General features: G+C 39.8%; 20 protein-coding genes and 1 riboswitch. Of the genes, 9 read left to right on the forward strand and 11 right to left on the reverse strand.

Annotated elements, in window-relative coordinates; all coding sequences use genetic code 11:
- Positions 1–151: 151 nt before the first annotated feature.
- A complete protein-coding gene (locus tag ACTJJD_RS15875) occupies positions 152–331 on the forward strand; it encodes a hypothetical protein (protein ID WP_008345664.1) in 180 nt (59 codons plus the stop codon).
- A 79-nt stretch (positions 332–410) separates the two neighbouring features.
- On the opposite strand, the gene ACTJJD_RS15880 is transcribed toward ACTJJD_RS15875, so the two are convergent.
- Positions 411–1,088, reverse strand: coding sequence for a DUF3298 and DUF4163 domain-containing protein (locus tag ACTJJD_RS15880; RefSeq protein WP_045033745.1), 678 nt, complete (start codon positions 1,086–1,088; stop codon positions 411–413).
- 161 nt (positions 1,089–1,249) lie between these two features.
- On the opposite strand from ACTJJD_RS15880, the gene ACTJJD_RS15885 reads away from it, so the two are divergent.
- From ACTJJD_RS15885 to ACTJJD_RS15905, 5 genes are all read left to right on the forward strand, one after another.
- Positions 1,250–2,107, forward strand: coding sequence for a MurR/RpiR family transcriptional regulator (locus tag ACTJJD_RS15885; protein WP_345911432.1), 858 nt, complete (start codon positions 1,250–1,252; stop codon positions 2,105–2,107).
- Positions 2,108–2,307: 200 nt separating this feature from the next.
- Positions 2,308–3,201 carry a 2-hydroxy-3-oxopropionate reductase gene (gene garR, locus ACTJJD_RS15890; RefSeq protein ID WP_440608629.1) on the forward strand — a complete coding sequence of 298 codons (894 nt, stop codon included), beginning with the start codon at positions 2,308–2,310 and terminating at the stop codon, positions 3,199–3,201.
- 6 nt (positions 3,202–3,207) lie between these two features.
- On the forward strand, positions 3,208–4,629 hold the full coding sequence (locus tag ACTJJD_RS15895) for a four-carbon acid sugar kinase family protein (protein WP_440608630.1): 1,422 nt from the start codon (positions 3,208–3,210) through the stop codon (positions 4,627–4,629).
- A 50-nt stretch (positions 4,630–4,679) separates the two neighbouring features.
- Positions 4,680–5,999 carry a gluconate:H+ symporter gene (locus ACTJJD_RS15900; RefSeq protein WP_440608631.1) on the forward strand — a complete coding sequence of 440 codons (1,320 nt, stop codon included), beginning with the start codon at positions 4,680–4,682 and terminating at the stop codon, positions 5,997–5,999.
- An 81-nt stretch (positions 6,000–6,080) separates the two neighbouring features.
- Positions 6,081–6,193: riboswitch (SAM riboswitch) on the forward strand.
- An 87-nt stretch (positions 6,194–6,280) separates the two neighbouring features.
- The gene (locus tag ACTJJD_RS15905; protein WP_146271008.1) at positions 6,281–7,402 is read left to right on the forward strand and encodes a 5-methyltetrahydropteroyltriglutamate--homocysteine S-methyltransferase; all 1,122 of its coding nucleotides are present in this window, start codon (positions 6,281–6,283) and stop codon (positions 7,400–7,402) included.
- Between the two features lie 213 nt (positions 7,403–7,615).
- Here the strand turns inward: ACTJJD_RS15905 and ACTJJD_RS15910 are convergent, their stop codons facing one another.
- The gene (locus tag ACTJJD_RS15910; protein WP_234781019.1) at positions 7,616–8,161 is read right to left on the reverse strand and encodes a JmjC domain-containing protein; all 546 of its coding nucleotides are present in this window, start codon (positions 8,159–8,161) and stop codon (positions 7,616–7,618) included.
- Between the two features lie 684 nt (positions 8,162–8,845).
- Between ACTJJD_RS15910 and ACTJJD_RS15915 the strand changes: the two genes are divergently transcribed.
- The 3 genes from ACTJJD_RS15915 to ACTJJD_RS15925 all read left to right on the forward strand — a co-directional run bounded on the left by ACTJJD_RS15915 (position 8,846) and on the right by ACTJJD_RS15925 (position 10,378).
- Positions 8,846–9,022 (forward strand): PqqD family protein, encoded by a 177-nt coding sequence (locus tag ACTJJD_RS15915; RefSeq protein ID WP_017358652.1) that lies wholly within the window; start codon positions 8,846–8,848, stop codon positions 9,020–9,022.
- Entirely contained in the window at positions 9,019–10,008 is a 990-nt protein-coding gene (locus ACTJJD_RS15920; RefSeq protein WP_017358651.1) for a GNAT family N-acetyltransferase, read from the forward strand. Before ACTJJD_RS15915 ends, ACTJJD_RS15920 begins: the two co-directional genes overlap by 4 nt.
- A 115-nt stretch (positions 10,009–10,123) precedes the next feature.
- Entirely contained in the window at positions 10,124–10,378 is a 255-nt protein-coding gene (locus ACTJJD_RS15925; protein WP_025208230.1) for a hypothetical protein, read from the forward strand.
- A 209-nt stretch (positions 10,379–10,587) separates the two neighbouring features.
- Here ACTJJD_RS15925 and ACTJJD_RS15930 read toward each other — a convergent pair whose 3' ends face one another.
- From ACTJJD_RS15930 to tenA, 9 genes are all read right to left on the reverse strand, one after another.
- Positions 10,588–12,006: a glycoside hydrolase family 1 protein gene (locus tag ACTJJD_RS15930; protein ID WP_017358649.1), complete on the reverse strand. Its 1,419-nt coding sequence runs from the start codon at positions 12,004–12,006 to the stop codon at positions 10,588–10,590.
- The gene (locus ACTJJD_RS15935) at positions 11,978–13,885 is read right to left on the reverse strand and encodes a beta-glucoside-specific PTS transporter subunit IIABC (protein WP_440608632.1); all 1,908 of its coding nucleotides are present in this window, start codon (positions 13,883–13,885) and stop codon (positions 11,978–11,980) included. Before ACTJJD_RS15935 ends, ACTJJD_RS15930 begins: the two co-directional genes overlap by 29 nt.
- Positions 13,886–14,210: 325 nt before the next feature.
- Positions 14,211–15,044, reverse strand: a complete 834-nt coding sequence (licT, locus tag ACTJJD_RS15940) for a BglG family transcription antiterminator LicT (RefSeq protein ID WP_268448505.1) — start codon at positions 15,042–15,044, stop codon at positions 14,211–14,213.
- 224 nt (positions 15,045–15,268) lie between these two features.
- Entirely contained in the window at positions 15,269–16,084 is an 816-nt protein-coding gene (locus ACTJJD_RS15945; RefSeq protein WP_440608633.1) for a YwqG family protein, read from the reverse strand.
- Between the two features lie 173 nt (positions 16,085–16,257).
- Entirely contained in the window at positions 16,258–17,097 is an 840-nt protein-coding gene (locus ACTJJD_RS15950) for a methyl-accepting chemotaxis protein (RefSeq protein WP_008345693.1), read from the reverse strand.
- 149 nt (positions 17,098–17,246) lie between these two features.
- Positions 17,247–17,981, reverse strand: coding sequence for an energy-coupling factor transporter transmembrane component T family protein (locus tag ACTJJD_RS15955; protein WP_024719222.1), 735 nt, complete (start codon positions 17,979–17,981; stop codon positions 17,247–17,249).
- Complete coding sequence (locus ACTJJD_RS15960) at positions 17,971–19,569, reverse strand: ABC transporter ATP-binding protein (protein ID WP_335364640.1); 1,599 nt, start codon at positions 19,567–19,569, stop codon at positions 17,971–17,973. Before ACTJJD_RS15960 ends, ACTJJD_RS15955 begins: the two co-directional genes overlap by 11 nt.
- Positions 19,544–20,143, reverse strand: a complete 600-nt coding sequence (locus tag ACTJJD_RS15965) for an ECF transporter S component (RefSeq protein WP_019743666.1) — start codon at positions 20,141–20,143, stop codon at positions 19,544–19,546. The genes ACTJJD_RS15960 and ACTJJD_RS15965 overlap by 26 nt, the downstream gene beginning before the upstream one ends.
- Positions 20,140–20,826, reverse strand: a complete 687-nt coding sequence (tenA, locus tag ACTJJD_RS15970; RefSeq protein ID WP_007498001.1) for a thiaminase II — start codon at positions 20,824–20,826, stop codon at positions 20,140–20,142. Before tenA ends, ACTJJD_RS15965 begins: the two co-directional genes overlap by 4 nt.
- Positions 20,827–20,903: the final 77 nt, after the last annotated feature.

Consider the following 20,903-nt stretch of genomic DNA (forward strand, 5'->3'; position numbering starts at 1 on the left):
TATAATAGTTAAAAACAACCAGTATTTTAGACCTAAAAAAGCACCTAGAATAAACCTTTAGAACTAAACGCGATTTGCTAACTATTTTCAGTTATAAACATCACTCACCCTGTCTACACTTAAAGAATAGGATGAATTGGAGGAATGTCATATGATGATTTTATTGATTATCGCTTCACTTTGCTGCTACTTACTATTCTCTTTCAAAAAAGATAACCGCACCCAAAAACGAAAAAGCGCAGAGCTTTCGGAGTTTGAAATCTTTCGTATGCGCCGCCACTACAACGGCAAACGCCGTCACCCACTAAACGATGCACCCAAACAAGTATAAATGTAAAAAGAAGAGCCTCGTCACCAGGGGCTCTTTTTATGTATAAAAAAACGACCAAATTCATGGCCGTTTCTCTTGTTTATTTATACACCTTCGCAGGTACTTGAATCATAGGAATTCCTACATAGTACGGTGAAATTTCATATGGCTGGAAGACAACAGCGATTCCCTTTTTCGTGAAGTAGTACTGCGTGTCGTAGCCGATTTGAATATCGCTTTTTTTCAGATTCGCATAGAATTTACTTTTATGCTTCTTTGTGTAGTTATAGATATAATCTCTTACTTTTGTACGCTTTTTCTTTGTTTTCACCACATCTGTAAAGTACAGTTGCTTTGTTTTTTTCTTTGTTAACACATAGTTCATGCTCGTAACCATCGTATCCCCGTGCATACTACCGTCATTCATGTAATCATAGTTTAGGATACTTAGTTTCTTCCCATTGTTAAATTTCGTTTTAAACGATCTCTCGTATGTGATCTTCCCAATGCCTTCTTTTTTCGCTTCGTCCTTTAAGAACAAGTACGTAGAATAAGAGAATGCAATATCTTCTTTTAAATCACGATTGATGGTTTTCATATGCGCTTTACTAAGGTTTTTCACCTGTGCATATTTAAACGTTTTTTTCTTTTTATAATAGTGTGTACTTACTTTTGCTTTTTTCACTTGTTTGGCATCCGCAGATCCAACTGGCGCAAACAACGAAACAATCAGCGAAAAAATGAGCAGGCTGATCGTTAGGCCTTTTTTCATTGTCATAGTAAAAACCCCCATTTTTGTCTATTACCAATTGAGTATACCATGACAAAAGAACCAAAAGAAGTGTTTTCTTCCATATTATTCTTTATTTTTCATGTGAGGTTTGTTTACCGTTTTCATAAGTTCCTGTATGCTTAAGATAGAATGTTAGATGAAGTGTGGTGTTTATCATAGAAGAGAATATTTTTAGTCATATCCGGACAACATTTCATAGTTTGTCCCCTACCCAGAAGAAGATTGCCAATTACATTTTACAAAACCCTCAGAAAGTTGTGCTTCATTCGATTAGTGCACTCGCTGCTGAATGCAACACAAGTGAAACGACGATCTTTCGTTTTCTGCGAAAAATTGGCTATGAGTCCTATCAAGTGTTTCGTGTCCATGTCGCGCAGGATATTGCGACCAATACACCTCAATCCATATACGGTGAGATCGAAGCATCTGATAGTGTCGCAGATATTAAACATAAGGTCATAGAGTTAACAACCAACTCTATTCAGGATATGAAACATATTTTAGAAGACAAGGCTGTGACACAATTTATTGAGCAAATGAAACAGGCTCATAAAACCGTCTTCTTTGGAGCAGGTGCCTCCAGTTTTATTGCCGGAGATGCCTATCATAAGTTTCTCCAGCTTGGCTTTGAAGTGAGTCTATGTAGTGATCCTCATATGATGAATATGATTGCAACACATGCAACGGAACATGATTTTATCGTCGCGATCTCACATTCAGGGGAAAGTAGAGAAATCCTTGATGCCGTGCAATTTGCAAAGGAAAAAGGTGCAACGGTCGCCTCGATTACGAGCTATCCGAAATCAGAGCTCGCCAAGAAATCCGACTTTCATCTGCTCAGTTCATCGAGAGAAACAACCTATCGTTCTGACTCAATGATTTCTCGTATTAATCAGCTTGTGATTATTGATGTTTTGTACGTCACAGCTGTTTTAGAATTAGGATCAAATGCAATCGACAACGTCAAACGATCTCGATTAGCTGTAGCTAAAAATAAAACATAATCGACCATAGACCGGAGCTGTTTCCGGTCTTTTTTTTGTGACTTTTCTCATATTTTCCGTTGACACATTCCTATTTCGTCATGTACATTAAATGAACAATAGTTTATTTCCTACTATTAATTTAAATCGATAGTATATATACTAACAAAAAGAAAAGAAAGCGCTTTTTGTAAGGGGTTTCTAAATAGGAGGCGGACAAAATGGCAAAGAAAATTGGATTCATTGGATTAGGCATTATGGGGAAACCTATGGCCTTTAATCTATTAAAAGCCGGTCATACTGTGACTGTTTTCGATATTCATACAGAAGCTGTTCTAGCATTAAAAGAAGTGGGCGCAAATGCCGCTGCATCAGCTGCTGAGACAGCATCTGTAAGCGATATCATCATCACGATGCTTCCAAAAGGTGAGCATGTAGAAGCAGTCGTAGCAGGTGAACAAGGCATATTGGCTACAGCAAAACCTGGCACGATCATTATAGATATGAGCTCTATTTCACCTGTTACTTCTAGAGCTTTAGCGGCACTGGCAAAACAGCATCAGGTCGAATTTATCGATGCTCCTGTCAGTGGCGGAGAGCCAAAGGCGATAGACGGGACACTTGCGATTATGGTGGGCGGAGAAAAAGAGATTTTTGAACAAGTAAAGGATGTCCTCTATGCCATGGGCACAGATGTCGTATTAGTTGGATCAAATGGAAGCGGGACAACCGCAAAGCTTGCGAATCAAATCATCGTCAACTTAAATATCGCTGCCATGTCCGAGGCACTCGTCCTTGCCGCTAAGTCTGGCATTGCGATTGATAAAATGTATGAAGCCATCCGAGGTGGACTGGCAGGAAGTGCTGTACTCGATGCGAAGGTTCCTCTCATTTTAGAACGAAACTTTGAGCCTGGCGGACGTATTGACATCAACTTAAAGGATTTAACCAATGTCATGGAAACTGCCCACGATATCGGCGTTCCTCTCCCGCTTTCTAGTCAGCTGCTGGAAATCTTCCACGCCCTCAAAGCGGACGGAAAGTCTGGACTTGATCACGGCGGAATCGTTCAATATTACGAAAAAATGGCTCATGTTGAAGTGAAGAAAGGATGAGGTTCTATGAAACAAAGCATTGAGTTACTAAATGCCATTCCGAAAGCGGATTCAGACCGCATTCAATCAGCATACGAACAAGCACTAAACCATTTTCACCATAAAGTGATTGTATTAGACGATGACCCAACAGGCATTCAAACCGTACACGGCGTCTCTGTTTTCACCGATTGGTCAGAGAAAAGCATTGAAGCTGGTTTTCTTGAAGACAGCCGTATGTTCTTTATCTTAACCAACTCTCGCAGTATGACAGAGAAAGAAACGACGGTTCTTCATGAAACGATCGCATCAACGATTGTGAAAACGGCTGAACGGCTTGATCAAGATTTCATCATTGTCAGCCGGGGGGACTCCACCCTGCGTGGACATTTCCCACTGGAGACTGAAATTCTCAGAACGACCATTGAACAGCAAAGCTCCCGCCAATTTGACGGCGAAATTCTTCTTCCCTTTTTTAAAGAAGGCGGCCGCTTTACGATTGGCAATATTCACTACGTACAGGAAGGTCACAAATTAATTCCTGCTGGTGACACAGAATTTGCATTGGATCGTACATTCGGATTTCAATCTTCTCACCTCGGAGAATGGATCGAAGAGAAATCAAACGGATCGTTCACTAAGGAAAACACTACTTATATTTCTTTAGAAGATATCCGGGCTTTACGTATTGAACAAATAAAGGATCAGCTGATGACCGTGAAGGATTTTCAAAAAGTGGTTGTGAATGCAGTGGACTATGACGATGTCAAAGTCTTTGTCGTTGCCCTCATAGAGGCTATCAAAGCAGGTCAGCACTTTCTATTTAGAAGTGCGGCAGCTCTCACAAAAGTGCTTGGCGGTGTTGAGGATCAAGCACTATTAACTAGACAAGACTTAATACAGGAAGAAAGCAGGCACGGTGGCCTCATCATGGTCGGTTCCCATGTCAAAAAAACAACCGAACAATTGCAAGCGCTGCAGCAAAATGAAGACATCGCATTTATTGAATTTGATACACACCTCGTGTTAGAACCTGAAGCATTTCAAGAGGAAATGGACCGCGTGATTCAACAAACTGAAAGGCTTTTAACAACCGGGCAATCGGTTGCTGTTTATACAAGGAGAGAACGGCTTGATCTTGGGGACGATCGTCAAGAGGAAGAATTGAAGCTGTCTGTTCAGATTAGTGATGCTGTGACAAGCATTGTTCAGCGCCTCTCCATTCGCCCTAAGTACCTCATTGCCAAAGGTGGAATCACCTCAAGTGATATTGGCACAAGAGGACTCAGTGTCAAACGTGCGACTGTCGCAGGTCAAATCAGACCAGGTATTCCCGTTTGGCAAACAGGAGAAGAAAGTAAATTCCCATTCATGTCTTATGTGATTTTCCCGGGAAATGTTGGCTCAAAGGATACGTTAAAAGAAGCAGTAGACATACTTGAAGGATAAAGCAGAGGGAGCGTTCACGCTCCCTTATGCAGCACAAAGGAGGAAAGATCATGTCGTTAGTTTTTATCGGACTTGGCGTTTTGTTATTACTTTTACTCATGGTTGTCTTTAAGTTAAACGCTTTCATTTCGTTGATTATTGTCTCTTTAATCGTTGCCGTTTTAGAAGGCATGTCACCACTTGAAGCGATTGCTTCAGTCGAAAAAGGGCTTGGAAGTACACTCGGCCATCTGGCGTTGGTTCTTGGCTTTGGAGCGATGCTTGGTAAATTGATGGCTGATTCTGGCGGTGCTCAGCGTATTGCCATGACACTCATCGACCGCTTTGGTATCGGGAAAATTCAATGGGCAACGATGCTGACTGGATTTGTTATCGGAATTGCTCTATTTTATGAAACCGGATTCATTATTCTTATTCCATTAGTCTTTACCATTGCTCAAGCCGCAAGACTCCCTGTGTTGTATGTGGGAATGCCGCTCGTCGCTGCACTCATTACAACACATGGCTTTCTCCCTCCTCACCCAGGGCCGACAGCCATTGCCAATGTATTTCAAGCCAACATGGGACAAACCTTATTGGTTGGAATTATTTTAGCCATTCCTGCTGTTTTAGTAGGCGGACTTCTGTTTACGAAACTATTTAAGAAAGATCAACTGCATGCACACATTCCAAAGGACTTGTTTAATCCAAAGGAATTTACAGAAGAGGAAATGCCAAGCTTCGGCATTAGTATTTTCACCGCTATTTTACCTGTATTGCTCATGACATTCAGAGCATGTTTAGAAATTTTCTTCCCGTCCTCTCCACTGCTACCGGCGGCTGAGTTTTTAGGTGAGCCGGCGATTGCCCTATTAATCTCTGTGCTGCTTGCCATCTACACATTTGGTCTTGGCAGAGGAAAGAGCATGCAGGACGTCATGAAGTCGATTACGGATTCAATTGGCTCCATTGCGATGATTCTATTGATCATTGCAGGCGGCGGCGCCTTTAAACAGGTGCTCATTGACAGCGGTGTTGATCAATACATTACAGGGATTATGCAAGGAAGCACACTGTCTCCTCTGCTCCTCACTTGGCTGATTGCAGCTGTCCTTCGTGTCTCTTTAGGGTCAGCAACTGTCGCGGGTCTCACAGCAGCTGGCATTTCTGCACCGCTAATTGGTTTGACGGGAGTCAGCCCAGAACTAATGGTGATTGCAACAGGCGCCGGCAGTATAACATTCTCTCATGTGAATGATGCAGGTTTCTGGATTTACAAAGAATACTTTAATTTGTCGATGGCTCAAACTTTTAAAACGTGGACATTGATGGTGACTGTTCTATCACTTGTTGGATTAGCCGGTGTTCTCGTCGCTGATTTGTTTATGTAGGAAAATAAATAGGAAAAACCATTGACTTTTTCTCGAAAAGATTGAATAATTGTGTTTATTAAGAAAATTGAATCAAAGGTAACCTTATTAAGAGTGGTGGAGGGACTGGCCCTGTGAAACCCGGCAACCGCTGTTCCTAGGAACAGAATGGTGCTAATTCCTTAAGCAAGCTGGTGCTTGTTTGAAGATAAGGCAGAGATCTCACAGTATATGATGCTCTTCCTTATCCAAGGAAGAGCTTTTTTATTTGATTTATAACCTGAAGAAAGAAGGGATTCAGCATGACACAAGTACAAACCATTGGTAAGAAAACAACAAAGCCGCCATTTCGCGCAGATCAAGTAGGGAGTTTACTTCGTTCTGAACGCATCAAAGAAGCCCGCAAGCAAAAAGCAGACGGTACACTGACAGCAGAACAGCTCAGACAAATTGAAAACGAAGAAATCACTCGTATTGTAGAGAAGCAAAAGGAAATTGGATTAGAGGTTGTCACAGATGGAGAATTCAGACGTGCATGGTGGCATTTTGACTTTCTAGAAGGGCTTGATGGGGTCGAAGGATTTGAAGCAGACCAAGGCATTCAATTCCACAATACGACAACAAAAGCGAGAGGCATCAAAGTAACAGGTAAGATTGATTTTACTGATCATCCAATGCTGGAGGATTATCGCTTCCTTCACAGCATCGCGGGTGATCATACGGCTAAAATGACGATTCCAAGTCCGAATATGCTCTTTTTCCGTGGAAAGCTTGAAGAAGGTGTGTACGACAGCTTAGATGATTTTCACCATGACGTGGCACAAGCTTATAAAAAAGCCATTCGTGCTTTTTATGATGCAGGCTGCCGTTACTTACAGCTAGATGATACAGCTTGGGCTGTGTTCTTTTCTGAAAAAGGACATGAACAAATCAAAGCCTTTGGCCGAGAAGAAGATGAACTGCGTGAGTCATTTGCGAAGACAATCAATGAAGCGGTTGCCGATCGTCCAGAGGATTTGGTGATCACTATGCACATTTGCCGTGGTAACTTTAAATCAACGTGGGCAGCTGAAGGTGGTTATGAAGCAGCGGCAGAAACGATTTTTGCGGGTCTCGATTTGGATGGTCTCTTCTTAGAATTCGACGATGACCGTTCTGGCGGATTTGAACCCCTGCGTTATGTGAAAAATCCAAACCTTCAAATCGTACTAGGTCTTGTCACTTCAAAGTACGGAGAACTTGAACCCGTCGATCAGATCAAAAGACGAATCGAGGAAGCGGCTCAATATGTGGACATCAACCAAATCTGTTTGAGCCCACAATGCGGATTCGCCTCAACAGAGGAAGGCAATTTGTTAACAGAAGAACAGCAATGGGAAAAGCTGCGTCATGTGATTGAGATTGCGGATCAAGTGTGGAAATAGGCGGAAATCTGCAGAAAAAGCTTACCGTCATAATAAAGAACCGCTTTTTTGGCGGTTCTTTATTTTTTGTCATCTCTATCAACATTATATGAAGTTTAATCGTCATACTTCTATAGTAGAGTTAAGAAGATAATGAATATAAGTTATCTTCTTAAAAACCATCTTTTATACTCATAAGTTGTCTTACAACAAGTTGTGTAGATTGATATACATCTAAGTCATCTTTCTTGCCAGTATATCCCCTACTGAAATTCCCTTGAAATCGTTTGGTAAATTATTTATCATTGATTTTAATTTTTCTTCTACCTTTTTTCGTTCATTTTCATCCAAAAGGTCAATATTAACAAGTTCTCTCCATTCGTCTTTTTGAATCAATCGATTCCTTAATTCTATTAAAATTAGATCTAGCCAAGCTGGCTGACCGAAGGTAAAGTTTAATGCAATGGTTTCTTCAGAAGAACTAGTTGAATGCCAACAACCTCTTGGAAGAAATAAAAATGATCCCGTATCCAAAATCAATTCCCTTCCATTAGATAAATTTTCATCAGGAAAATCACCATTCCAATACGACTTTAATGGATCTGGCAAATGAGGAGCCTCAATTAATTCATAATGTTGAAGTGGATTCACTGTATTAAAATTTTCAGCCAACTTCCATTTCTTTTTCCCTTTAAGTTGAAAAATGAAATTGCAATACGCATCAAAATGTGCTGAAAATCCAGCTGATTCTTTAACAGCGTACAATACTGCTTTTGCCATTGTTCCCTCAGGCAAGCCTAAAAGATTATCCTATACCATTTAGAATTCAATTTAGTGGATATACAGCTCTCTAAAACCATAAACGCCTTCCTAGATTAAAATAACCGATGATTCTAGCCATCTTTTGTATTTTCTCCAATTTCTTTTTTACAAACTATCAATCTATTTGCAACATCAATCTACTCATCACTATTACTTTATAAACATAAAATTTGTCAAAAAATCATTGTTTAAATATTGAAAAAAATATAAATGACATGCTATTATCTCTTTTGTTAGGATATAAAATAGGAATTTAATACATATATAAGAGGAATGTTACATCAAAAAAATTATAAAACTCCATGTCTTGTTGAGATTCGTAATGTAGTTGTTGCTGGAGGACATTAATAACTAGTTTTTCATACCCTAACACTTTATGAAAGGAGTGTACAATCTTTGCTGACTCATGATGAATGTTATTTATATAATGATTTTGTCAAAGAAAATCAACTATACATATATCCTTTGAAGATAATAAAATCTTAAATCATACCCTGACACAAACGAGCCAAAGCTACAACCTTGGTACCTTGTTATAGAAAAAAGAATGAAGGGAATCACAATGAAGAATAATACAATTTTCGTAAAAAATCCTGATAATGAACAAGAAAGTACTTAAAAGGTATCATTATCGAACCGGGCATGTCCCTAAATCAAGTCGCAGCTGATTTTTATGAACGAATTGACGGACAAAGAGAGTTTATTTCAATAGTAACGGAAATTGCTGAAGAATATGATACAGATGTTCAAACTTGTATCAAAGACCTCCAAGCATTGAGTAAACAATTAATTGAAAAGGAAGTTGTATATGTAAAATGAATAAACTGAATGATGATATTCTAGAAAACATCTATAAAAACATTTCAACTAAGAGAAGCAAAACAATCGTTAATTACATTGCAATGCTAATGGCACTAGCAAGAGATCATGAACTAAACGAGGATGATTTAATTAATTGGATTCACAGTAAATTAAGTGCAATAGGATATTTTCAAGAAAAAAACCGTTTATTTACTCAAAACAAATTAGATGAATTTGTCGTAGAGTTTATTGAAGGAAGAGCACTATTATATGATGATATCAACATAACTGAAACAAAACAAAACGAATATGTCATCAGTAGCAAATTGTGGTACAAAAAGAATCCACCTGAAAGTTTTTTTTATTTTGGTATTGACCCTGAAGATTTTTCGAACTACGCACAAAAACTTGCTCAAATAAACGCCGAAAAACTAGGTATCTCAATCAATTTTTCTAAGGATCAAGCGAATGACAACGAAATAGCTCATATCCAGCTTTCAAAAAAATGGTCTCTTTCAGAAGAATTGACAGTAACTCAGCCAAGTTCAAAAGACTTTTCTTGGTTAACATGTTTTTTCAATGAACATTGGGGTGGAACGACTATGGTGTCTAAAGGGACAACTTATAATGTTTTAAATGAAAACATTATGTTGGCTAAACGTGGAGATACTATAGTAGGAATATTAGTTTACAAAATATTCAAAGAAGAGGCGGAAATCCTGACTTTAGAGGCTCTAGAAAAGTACCATGGGGTTGGCAGTAAATTGCTTTTTGAGTTAGAACAACATCTAAAAACACAAAATATACAATCTATTAATTTAATCACTAGTAATGATAACTTAAATGCCATTAGGTTTTATCAAAGAAAGGGATATTCTTTCAAAAACATCTATATCGGTGCAATTGATAAAGCAAGAATGCTTAAGCCGACAATTCCCTCTATAGGAAATTACGGAATAAATGTCAAAGATGAATTAGAATTTGAAAAAAGGTTGATACGATGACTATAAAAAGCAGATTGATTGTTATTGCGATTTCACTTTTAACTTAAACCAAGACGCAGCTCTCACGATTAATACATTACACATTCCAATACTAAAAGAAAACATAGATGTTTTAATGCCTTTACAAGAGGATAACTTATTATATATCACTATTAATAATAACATTGAATACCTTGTTGATTCACGCGATGATTATGAATGGTTTACTTTTTTAAGTAAAATCAATGGTATCAAATCCATAAAAGATATTTTATCTCAAAATAATCAAAATTTTAGAGATATAAAAGAAAGACTTGAAGAATCAGTATTACTTGATATTATCGAATTAAAATCACTTTTTGAAGATCAAAGCTCTTCTTCAAAAGCATAAATAAATATATTCGAAAGATCATATGATTTATTTGAACCACGCAAAAATTTAAAGTGTGGTTTATTTTTTGTGCAATTTTGTCTTTTTCATAAAACAAAAAGCATTATCATTCCAAAGTGACACCTAAAGAATGATAATGCCTCGATTCAAATTGTTTTCATCGTTTTATGACACCGTGTGTTCTCAAAGAAACCAAATATTTTCTCTATTTAGTCGTCTAAATGCTTTCCATTTGTCGCGATCACTTGTTTATACCAATCAAAGCTTTTCTTTTTCTTTCGATCTAATGTACCGTTGCCTTCATTGTCGCGGTCGACATAAATGAAGCCGTAGCGTTTTTTCATTTCAGCTGTTGATGCACTGACAAGATCAATTGGGCCCCAGCTTGTATAGCCGATCAGATCAACGCCGTCTGCGATCGCTTCTCTTGCCTCAAGCAAATGACTTCTGAGGTAATCAATTCGGTAATCGTCTTGAATGGAGCCGTCTTCTTCTACTTGATCCACAGCACCCAATCCATTTTCTACGATAAACAATGGTTTTTGGTAGCGGTCATATAGTTGGTTTAGTGTTGTACGAAGTCCTTTTGGATCAATTTGCCAGCCCCAATCACTTGCTTCTAGATAAGGGTTTTTCACGCCTTCAAATAGGTTACCACCAGTAACTTGTCCAAGAACCTCTGGATCTGTACTTGTCACAAAACTCATATAATAGCTGAAGCCAATATAGTCGACTGTATGGTTTCTTAGAATGTCTTCGTCACCGTCTTGGAATTCAATATTGATGTTATTTTCCAGGAAATAACGTTTCATGTATCCAGGGTAATAGCCTCTTGACTGTACATCTGAGAAGAACAGTGTTTTACGATCTTGATCAATCGCAGCAAACATATCTTCAGGTCTTGAGCTGTACGGATATGTGGTCATCGCTGCAATCATACAGCCTATTTTCGCATCTGGAATGATTTCGTGTCCTGCTTTAACAGCTAGAGCACTTGCAACAAACTGATGATGCGCTGCTTGATATTGAATGCTCTTCTCGTCTTCGCCTTCTTCAAATACAAGGCCACCCCCTGTGAAAGGAGCATGTAACACAACGTTGATTTCATTAAAAGTCATCCAATATTTCACTTTATCTTTAAAGCGAGTGAACAATGTTTTAGCGTATGTTTCATAAAGACCCACAAGCTTACGGTTTCTCCATCCGCCATAGTTTTTCACAAGTGCAAGCGGCATTTCATAGTGAGAGATCGTGACAACTGGCTCAATTCCATGCTTATGCAGTTCATCAAATACTTTTTCATAGAAAGCGAGGCCTGCTTCATTCGGTTCCGCATCGTCGCCATTTGGGAAAATACGTGGCCAAGAAATGGATAGTCTGAAGCACTTGAATCCCATTTCTGCAAACAGGGCAATATCTTCTTTATAGCGATGATAGAAGTCGATCGCATCATGATATAAGTTAAGGTCTTTCATTGATTCATCGAATGGGTGCATAATACCGTGTGGTGATACATCCGCTGTCGATAAGCCTTTTCCATCTTTGTTATAAGCGCCTTCAATTTGGTTGGCGGCTACTGCGCCGCCCCATAAGAAACCTTTAGGAAATGTTTTTTCTAAATTGGTCATGTTGAATGCCCTCCTCATTTTCTTCTACACTGACTGTAAGCAATGTCTCTTTTACTGTAATCGCCCCATCTGTTTTCGCATCAACTTGTGCAAAATCATTTGTGTTGGTGACGATAATTGGCGTTGTTACATCATAGCCATCTTGCTGAATGCTCTTGATATCAAATTCAACTAGCAGATCTCCTGCTTGAACGAGATCACCTGACTGCACATGACTTGTGAAATGTTTACCGCCAAGTTTTACTGTATCAATCCCCACATGGATGAGAAGCTCTGTACCTTGATCACTCTTTAAACCAATGGCATGTTTCGTTTGGAAAATGGTTTCAACCTTGCCGTTGAACGGTGCTACTACACGTCCAACTGTTGGGACAATGGCTGTTCCTTTACCCATGATTTCATTAGAGAATGTTGCATCATTTACTTGATTGAGCGGCTTTAGTTGACCTTCAAGCGGGCTTTGTACCACTTCATTTTGAAGCGCTACTGTGTCTTTCTTTTCTTCTGGTTTGTCTGCTTTTGTATCATCTTTCACTGGTACATCTTTGAATCCTAGAACAAGTGTCATGATGGTTGCTACAACAAAGCCGATCACTAATCCAATGATGGAGTAAACAAATGTCGGTCCAATGAACGTTGGGAGACCTGGGAGACCTGCTGATCCAGATATCACATACGACTTTACTTTGAAGATAGACATGAACACGCCGCCTGCTGCTGCACCAATGAGGGCTGCAAGGAACGGTTTTTTCAATCGCATGTTCACACCATACATAGCAGGTTCAGTAATACCCATTAATGCAGTGATACTTGTAGACATCGCCAATGATTTGAATGTTTTGTTTTTTGATCTTAAGAAGACACCGAATGCTGCGCCTGCTTGTGCCATATTCGCTACAAACATCATTGGAAGAATGAAGTCAAAACCGTTTAATGTAATGTTGTTGATCATGATTGGAAGTAGTGCATAGTGCATGCCCGTAATGATCAATGGTGACATAAAGCCACCGATTAAGAGTCCGGCCAAAATACCTGCATGTTTGAACAATAAATCAATTCCACCTGAAAGGCCATTTCCGATAATCCCACCAAGCGGTCCAACTGCGATGAGCATAACTGGTACCACGACAAGAAGTGTAACGGTTGGAACAAGAATGATTTTTAGTGATTTCGGACTATATTTTTCTGCGAATCTTTCCACATATGAGCCGAGCCAGATAGTGAGTAGAATTGGAATCACCGATGAAGAGTACACAACGGCAACCACTGGCAAGCCTAGAAATTCTGTATTTCCTGCACCTAGTAAAGCGGTGAGCTGCGGGTGCAGTGCGGCTGCTGCAATGGCAGCGGCGATATACTGATTTGTGCCAATTTTTTTGGCTACGCTTACAGCAAGCAGAATCGGTAAGAAGTAAAAGGCTCCGTCTCCGATAGCTGTTAAAATCGCATATGTGCTGCTTTTATCTGAGATCCATTGGAACGTCAGCATTAATGCCAAGATTCCTTTGATCATACCAGCTCCAGCGATGGCTGGAAGAATCGGTGTGAAGACACCAGAGATAAAATCGAAAAGCTTTGAAATCACATTTTGTTTTGATGCTTCTTCTGAATCGCCTGACTTTACATCTGTTGATAACCCAGAATCAGCAATCATTGCTTGATAGACGTTTGATACGTCGTTGCCAATAATGACATGGTATTGACCGCCGCTTTGATTCACGCCCATGACGCCATCTGTTGATTGCAGCTTCTCCTTATCCGCTTTGCCTTCATCGTATAAATTGAAGCGAAGTCTTGTCATACAATGCGTGACTTGCTTTACATTCTTTTCACCGCCGACAAGCTCTAGAACTTCTTTTGCTGTTTGTTTGTGGTTCATTGTGTTACCCTCCAATCGTTGATTTCATCTTGATATAGAAAAAACCTAAACATCCATTAATGCCCGAAAAATAGCGATTCAGACATTAATCGATATTTAGGTTTTGCCTGCTTAACCAGTAACAATCCTTCATAGCGATTGATCGTTATTCAATTTTATAAGCCTTTAGATACAAAAAAACCTAAATCACGCCTTATCAAAGATAGGGACAATGATTTAGGTTTTGCCTGCTTGACCAGTAACAATCCTAAAAGATTGTGGGTTATTGAGTTTATAGTTATAAATTAGCATGTTAATTTTGATATGTCAACGCTTTCTTTTTGATTTATTTTCTTTTTATGACTCGATCGATGTGCAAAGTTAAGTATAACATCTCATCTTCTATGAGACTTCGGTTGTATTCTTTTTGAACATAGTCATTAATTTTCTCCGCACATTGAAAAGCGGCTGTATTTTTTTCCTTTACCACTTCATACAGAAACTCATTTTGATTTTCCATTTGTGTTTCGTTAAACAGACGCTGTCCAAAAAACTTCAAATGCGTGACAAAACGGAAATAATTTAATGATTCTTCGTCCAAATCAATTTGGAAATGATACTTTACGATGTTCAAAATATCTTGAATCAGTTTTGTAATTTGAATGACATTCGGCATTTCCTCATTCAGTTCTGCATTGACAATATGCATCGCAATAAAGCCTGCTTCATCCTCGGGAAGATGGATGTTGAGCTTGTCCTGTATGATCCGAATCGCTTCTAAACCACACATGAATTCCTCTTTGTACAGCCGTTTGATTTCCCAAAGCAAGGCATTTTTTATGTCCATTCCTTTTTGATGACGTTCAATAGCAAAGGTAATATGATCCGTTAATGTGACATAGATGCTGTCATTTAAATTTTTGTTAAGGGTCGTTCTCGCGTGATCGATAATTGCCTCACACACTTGCATATACTCGATCGGAATATCATAAAGCAGGGTTTTGAATTTTTCTGATATATCTTTATTTTGAATGGAAAATACTTTTTCGATACGTTCTTCGTCAATTGGGTCTCCGCTTTTCTTTTGAAACGCAATCCCTCTGCCCATAATGACCAGCTCATGCTGCTCGTCATCATACGCACTGACCACATTATTGTTGATTACTTTCGAAATGATCAATTGATCCCCCCCAGTACATTCCGCTTTTTCGAGCATTTCATTGTTGATTGATATGTCATTTTATTATTATTTTCAAAAAAGAGGACTTTAAGATGATTTTACATTTTTTTTTGATACGGTCAACTAGAAAGAATGACATATTACCTCTCAGAAATGACGATTTAGGGGCAAAAAGGCTAAAAATAGACAAAAAACACTCTTCAAAAAGAGTGTTTTTTACAAAATTAGGAGCAATCCCAGTTATAGACGACATTTTCGAAATGTTTTCGTTTGAGGTCTTCTGGTTTGATAAAAAAGTTAGCAATGCCGCAATCTCCCCACAACATGTCCACTTCATCATCTGAGTCAATTTGCAATAATAGCACAATATGTTCTTGGTCTACATAGGTACGCGGGTCTTCTTGTGTAAAACCTGGGTATCCGCCAACTTTATGGCCAAAACCACTTGCTGTCTCATAAAATTCATCTAGCAATTGATTTGCTTCATCACCATCAATACCAACAGCATCTTCGAATAGATCCCAGCTTTGCTTTCCTGTGACTTTTTCAAAGCGGAAATCTCCTACACTGATCGTTTCGCTTGATAATTCACCTGTAATTGCACCTTCCTTCGTAACTGGAAAATAAAAATCGTCAGGAATTTTCACGAATGAAAAATCAGTCAATAAGTCTTCTTCAGCTAAGAAAGGTTCCTCAATAAATTTGATCCGAAAATCTGTTTGCTCTGTTTTTTGGTCAATATTCATCCCATAAAGATCATCATGTACAGAAATAAACACTTGCAAAAGTCCTGTTTCTGGGTAATCTTTCAGTTTTGGCAGCTGGCCGAAATTGATTTGTGCCAGCAGTTTCATAGGATTGCCTTCTCCATCAACGGGATATTCGTCGTTTTTGGGGAAATAAGGATCACCTGCTATTTTGCTGTCATATGGTCCTGTTTTTCCTTGTTTTATCTGTAATTGAATCAGTGGTTTTTCAGTTTGTTCTAGCAATGGACGGTAAGGCGCAAGTACTTCTTGTAGCTTTGCTGATTGTGTCAAGATGGTCTTCCTCCTTATGAATAGGTCTAATGATCAAAACAGGTCTCTCTTTTTCTATCATACAGAAGTGTAACTGCCCTGTCAGTGAAAAACCCGTCAATATCATGACAAAAAACTCACTTCAACACGTTAAAAAACCTCCAATACGGCTGGAGGTTTTGTGATTCGTTTATTTATTTCACTTGATAATTCACTAAGTCTGTTGCCAATGTTTTCATCGTTTCGTTCGTTTCGTGCAGCCCCTCAATAATTTTTGTGAAAGTGCCAACAAGTTCTGCTTGATGTTCAGAAGAAGCCACGATTTGTGCTATTTCTTCTTCCATTCCTTTGATAGAGCCTTGCACATCTTTTAGCGCTGTTTCAATATCAGTCGTTGCTTGCTTTGCGTGAGTAGACAGCTTTCTCACTTCCGTAGCAACCACCCCAAAGCCTGCTCCTGCTTCACCTACTCTTGCAGCCTCAATGGATGCATTGAGTCCAAGTAAGTTCGTTTGATCAGAGATACCTTTGATGAGATTAGACACTTGGTTGATTTTAGAGGAATTTTCGACAGTGGTTTTTGTATTTTGTAAAATTTGTTCACTTGTCGCTTGTAGTTCCTCTGAATGTGCAGCCACTTGCTGTACCATCGCGACTAGTTTTTCGGAAGCATCGTTACTTTCCGTCATAATGTGTTCTAATCGTTGTTGATTCGTTTGGTCATATGCTACACAGAAGGCAGCGATCACTTGACCATTGTCATCTTTAATCGGGACGGCGACGATGTCCATAGGAATACCGTACACCTCTTTAGGAATCTGGATAAATGATGGCTCTCTCCCATTTTTCAACATCGAAAAGTTTTGGAACCCGGGAGCTACAACGTCCCCTGCTTTAAACCCTAAATCAATGTTCCCGTGCTGCTGATAATAAAGAACCTTCTCTTTCCCTAATACAGAAAAGGTTAGCTGCTCTCTCATAGCTAGTCCAACGATTGGTAAAGCGTCTATTATGTTATCAATTCTCTGTGACATTCGCTCACGTTCATCCTCTCTTTTTCTCAGTACACTCTCTTTATCGGTTCTTTATATGATCTATTACAGCCTGCAATGTGTACTAATATCAACCAAATGACCTAAGACATATAAAACAGCCACATTCTATCAAGAGAATGTGGCTGTTTTTAAAAGAAGAAGATGCATATCAACACACTAATGACGATGAAAAAAAGATACATGCAGTCGATCCACGAAGTGCTGATGACATGATAATACGTTCTCTCCCTCGTCCCTGTGAAGCCTCTTGCTTCCATCGCAATGGCTAGTCGTTCAGATTTCCGTACGCCTTGCGTGAAAAGAGGGAGTGCATAACGTATAAATGCTTTCCAACTGTTTTTTTGCTTGTAACCTCTAATTTTATGTGCAGCCTTCATTTGCTTCAATTCACTTTGAAACAACGGGATAAACCGGAAGCCTGCCAGCATCCCATATGCCCATTTGGGTGACATTCGGCATTGATGGATTAAGCTCATCATAAAGGCCGTCAAATCAGTTGTTGATGTAAAAAGGAGACCAAATGTCACAAAGCCAAGCATTCTAAAAGAAATGGTCAGCCCATTTCTTAAACTCTCCTCTGTGATATGAAACCATGCCCACTTCCAAACTGTATGATCTCCCTTGCCAAAGGCCGCGATCATCCAAAACACGAGAATGAAAAAGAGCAGATAAGGTACAAGTCTGGTGATGAGGTATTTCAAATTCCAGCCGCCTAGGACAAGTCCAATTCCAAGTGCAAACAGCCAGATGATGAACGTCGTTTTAGGATCAGAAATTGCCATCAGACAGCACATCGCAAGGAGATGGGCGAGTAATTTCATGACTGGATTTACAGTGGATAGAAAGGAGTGATTACTTTGCAATCGTCATCACTTCCTTTCTTTCAGCCATATAGCGATAATGTAACGGCACTCTCAGCTCACAGGAAGTGACAAGTTCCTGATGAGAAAATAAATCAAAAGGCGTACCATCATAAACATGCTCCCCTTGATGAAAAACAAGCACCTGATCAGCGCACTCATCAACGAGTTCCATATCATGTGTGACCATGATAATGGTGGTGCCTTGTCGTTGCCGTTCTTTTAAACGCCGAATTAACTCCCTCGCCGTTTTCTCATCCTGCCCGAAGGTCGGCTCATCTAAAATGAGTACATCCTGATCAAAAAGAAGCATCGTGGCAACACTTAATCTTCTTTTTTGTCCTAAGCTTAAGGTGAAAGGATGCACGTCTCTATGCTTCTCTAGGCCGAACTCTACCAATAGCTGATTCGTTTTTTCTTGCACAACAGGCTCTGGCCAATTTCGCTGTCTCCCACCAAATGCGATTTCATCAAACACTGTGTCCTGTATAAATTGAAGTTCTGGATTTTGAAATACAAAGCCTGCTTTTTCATATAATGTTCGGTCAGACCACTTTTTCAGGTGTTTTCCTTTTAAGAAAATGTGACCTTTCTTTATTGGTTCTAAACGGATGACATGTTTAAGAAACGTACTTTTTCCGCTGCCATTTTCACCGATAATCGCAACCCAATCTCCTGCTTTTATATTAAGGTGCAGGTCATCTATAATGCTTTTTTTCCCGTAGCTTAATTGTAGATGATCTGTGCGAATAATGACCTCTCGATTTGTTGATGACAATTTCTCATGACGTTCTTTTCTCGCCTCAAAGGTTTGCAAGAGTGTTTGACTCAGTGGATGAAACGGATCTTGTACGATAGTGGACCATTTCTCGGGAAATATTTTCGGACGCCAAATGCCGGCTTCTTTCATTTCTCCCTCAAATGTGTTCATCACGTCTTTTGGCGTTCCATCTGCTATGATACGGCCTTGATGATCTAATAAGATCACCCGATCCATCCACTCGATGACACCGTCTAACACATGCTCCACAAAAATCATCGTCTGATTCTGTTCAGCTGAAAGCTGCTGAAGTAATTGAAATATCTCCATTCTTCCTGCTGGATCAAGCTGTGCTGTCGGTTCATCAAAGAACAGGACGTCTGGCTCTAATGCTAGTAAACAAGCAAGCGCCAACCGCTGCTTCATGCCGCCAGATAAGGTATGAATATCTGTGTTTGGGTCGACATCCAGCTGTACCTTTTTCATGAGATGCTGAATCATGTCATCCATTTGTTCTCGAGGGACAGATCGATTCTCTAAGCTAAACGCAATTTCTTCATTGACTCGGTGCATACAAAACTGCGAATCTGGGTCTTGAAACATGACACCAGTATGCCTTTGCCGCATCACTTCTCCCTGTACTTCAGCTTCCATATGCTCTGGAATAATGCCAGCAAGCACAGAAATCAGCGTAGATTTCCCGCTTCCACTTGGTCCTAATATCAGCACCTTTTCCCCCTTTTGAATAGAAAGAGATACTTGATGAAGAACGGGATTCGGCTGTTCATAAAAACGGACAGTGAGATTACTGCACGCGAGAAATGAATCCATGCTGGTCACCCTTACTTCGTTTTTCTTTCATGATGGCATATTGATTCAGCACACCCGTTTTAGATAAAGCATCCACCACAACCTTTGCCAAGCAACCGCCGAGTAACATACCGCTGATGACTTGAGTGACAAGTGTCATGAGTAACACTTGAGGCGTGTAATAGCCGAATCCATTGGCAATGAGGCTATATGCCATTGCCCCTACTGCTGCAAAGGCACCAGACAACATGAGTGTCCACATGCGATATCGCTTATAGCCAAATAGAGCGAAGGCGATTTCTGCTCCAAGTCCTTGGCATACACCAATCAAAAGCGCAGAAAGACCGAAGTGGCTGCCTGTCAGTAATTCCACGGCAGCGGCAGCTGTTTCTGCGATGAGGGCAGCGCCAGGCTTTTGGATAATGTAAGCAACGATTGGACTGGCAATGACCCAAATTCCGAACATGATGTTGCCTCCTGCTGGACCGACAAGGGCTGTAATCGGTAAATAAAGAGTCGACCACCCTAAATAGATGACTCCGCATGCCACTGATAAAATGACAGCAAGAACGACTTCTTTCATCTTCCATGTCATGAAGAATGCACCTCCATTTGGACAGGCCACTCTTCGACAGTAAAGGCCATGTCCCAAAATTTATACTCAAGCTGACAGCTTAAGATGAAGTGCTGTTTCATTTTCTCCTTTTCCTTCTCACTTGCTCCTTCCGCCCACTGATCAAGCCGTTTGCAAAGCTCCACTGTAACAGAGTCCGTTAACCCGCCATAAAACGTAATCCACTCATAGAATGGATGGGCAGGGTCGGGCTCAACATCTTTAAGCATTCGTTTGCCTATTTCCCAATAGGTCCAAGGGCAAGGGAGCAAAACCGCAATGATTTCTCCTAGCGTCCCTTCCTCGGCGACTTGCAGCATGTGATGAATATAGTGATGGGCACTTGGCGCCAAAGACGCACCTTGCAGTTCATCATAAGCGACACCTGCCACTCGGCAAAGGTTTTGATGAGGATGTGTCTCACTATCAAGGACAAAAGCCATTTGTTGATGGAAAAAGGTAATGTCCTCTCTGTCTGTACATCTGCTGATGGCTGCCGCATAAATTTTAATAAAGGCATTTAAATATTCTGCATCCTGTTTGACATAATGAATGATCTGTTCCTTTTCGAGTTCTCCTGCTGCGAGTCCTCTCACAAACGGATGCTGATAAATCGCTTCAAATAATGGTTCTGCTTCTTGCCTTAATTGGGTTGAAAATGTCATAAAAAAAGCCTCCTCTTTTTCAGTTGAATAAATGAAAAAGCCACCCCAAATGGAGCGGCCTTCTTATCGATTCAATC

This window comes from Bacillus sp. 22446 (genome assembly GCF_052044955.1).
GTDB lineage: Bacteria > Bacillota > Bacilli > Bacillales > Bacillaceae > Bacillus > Bacillus altitudinis.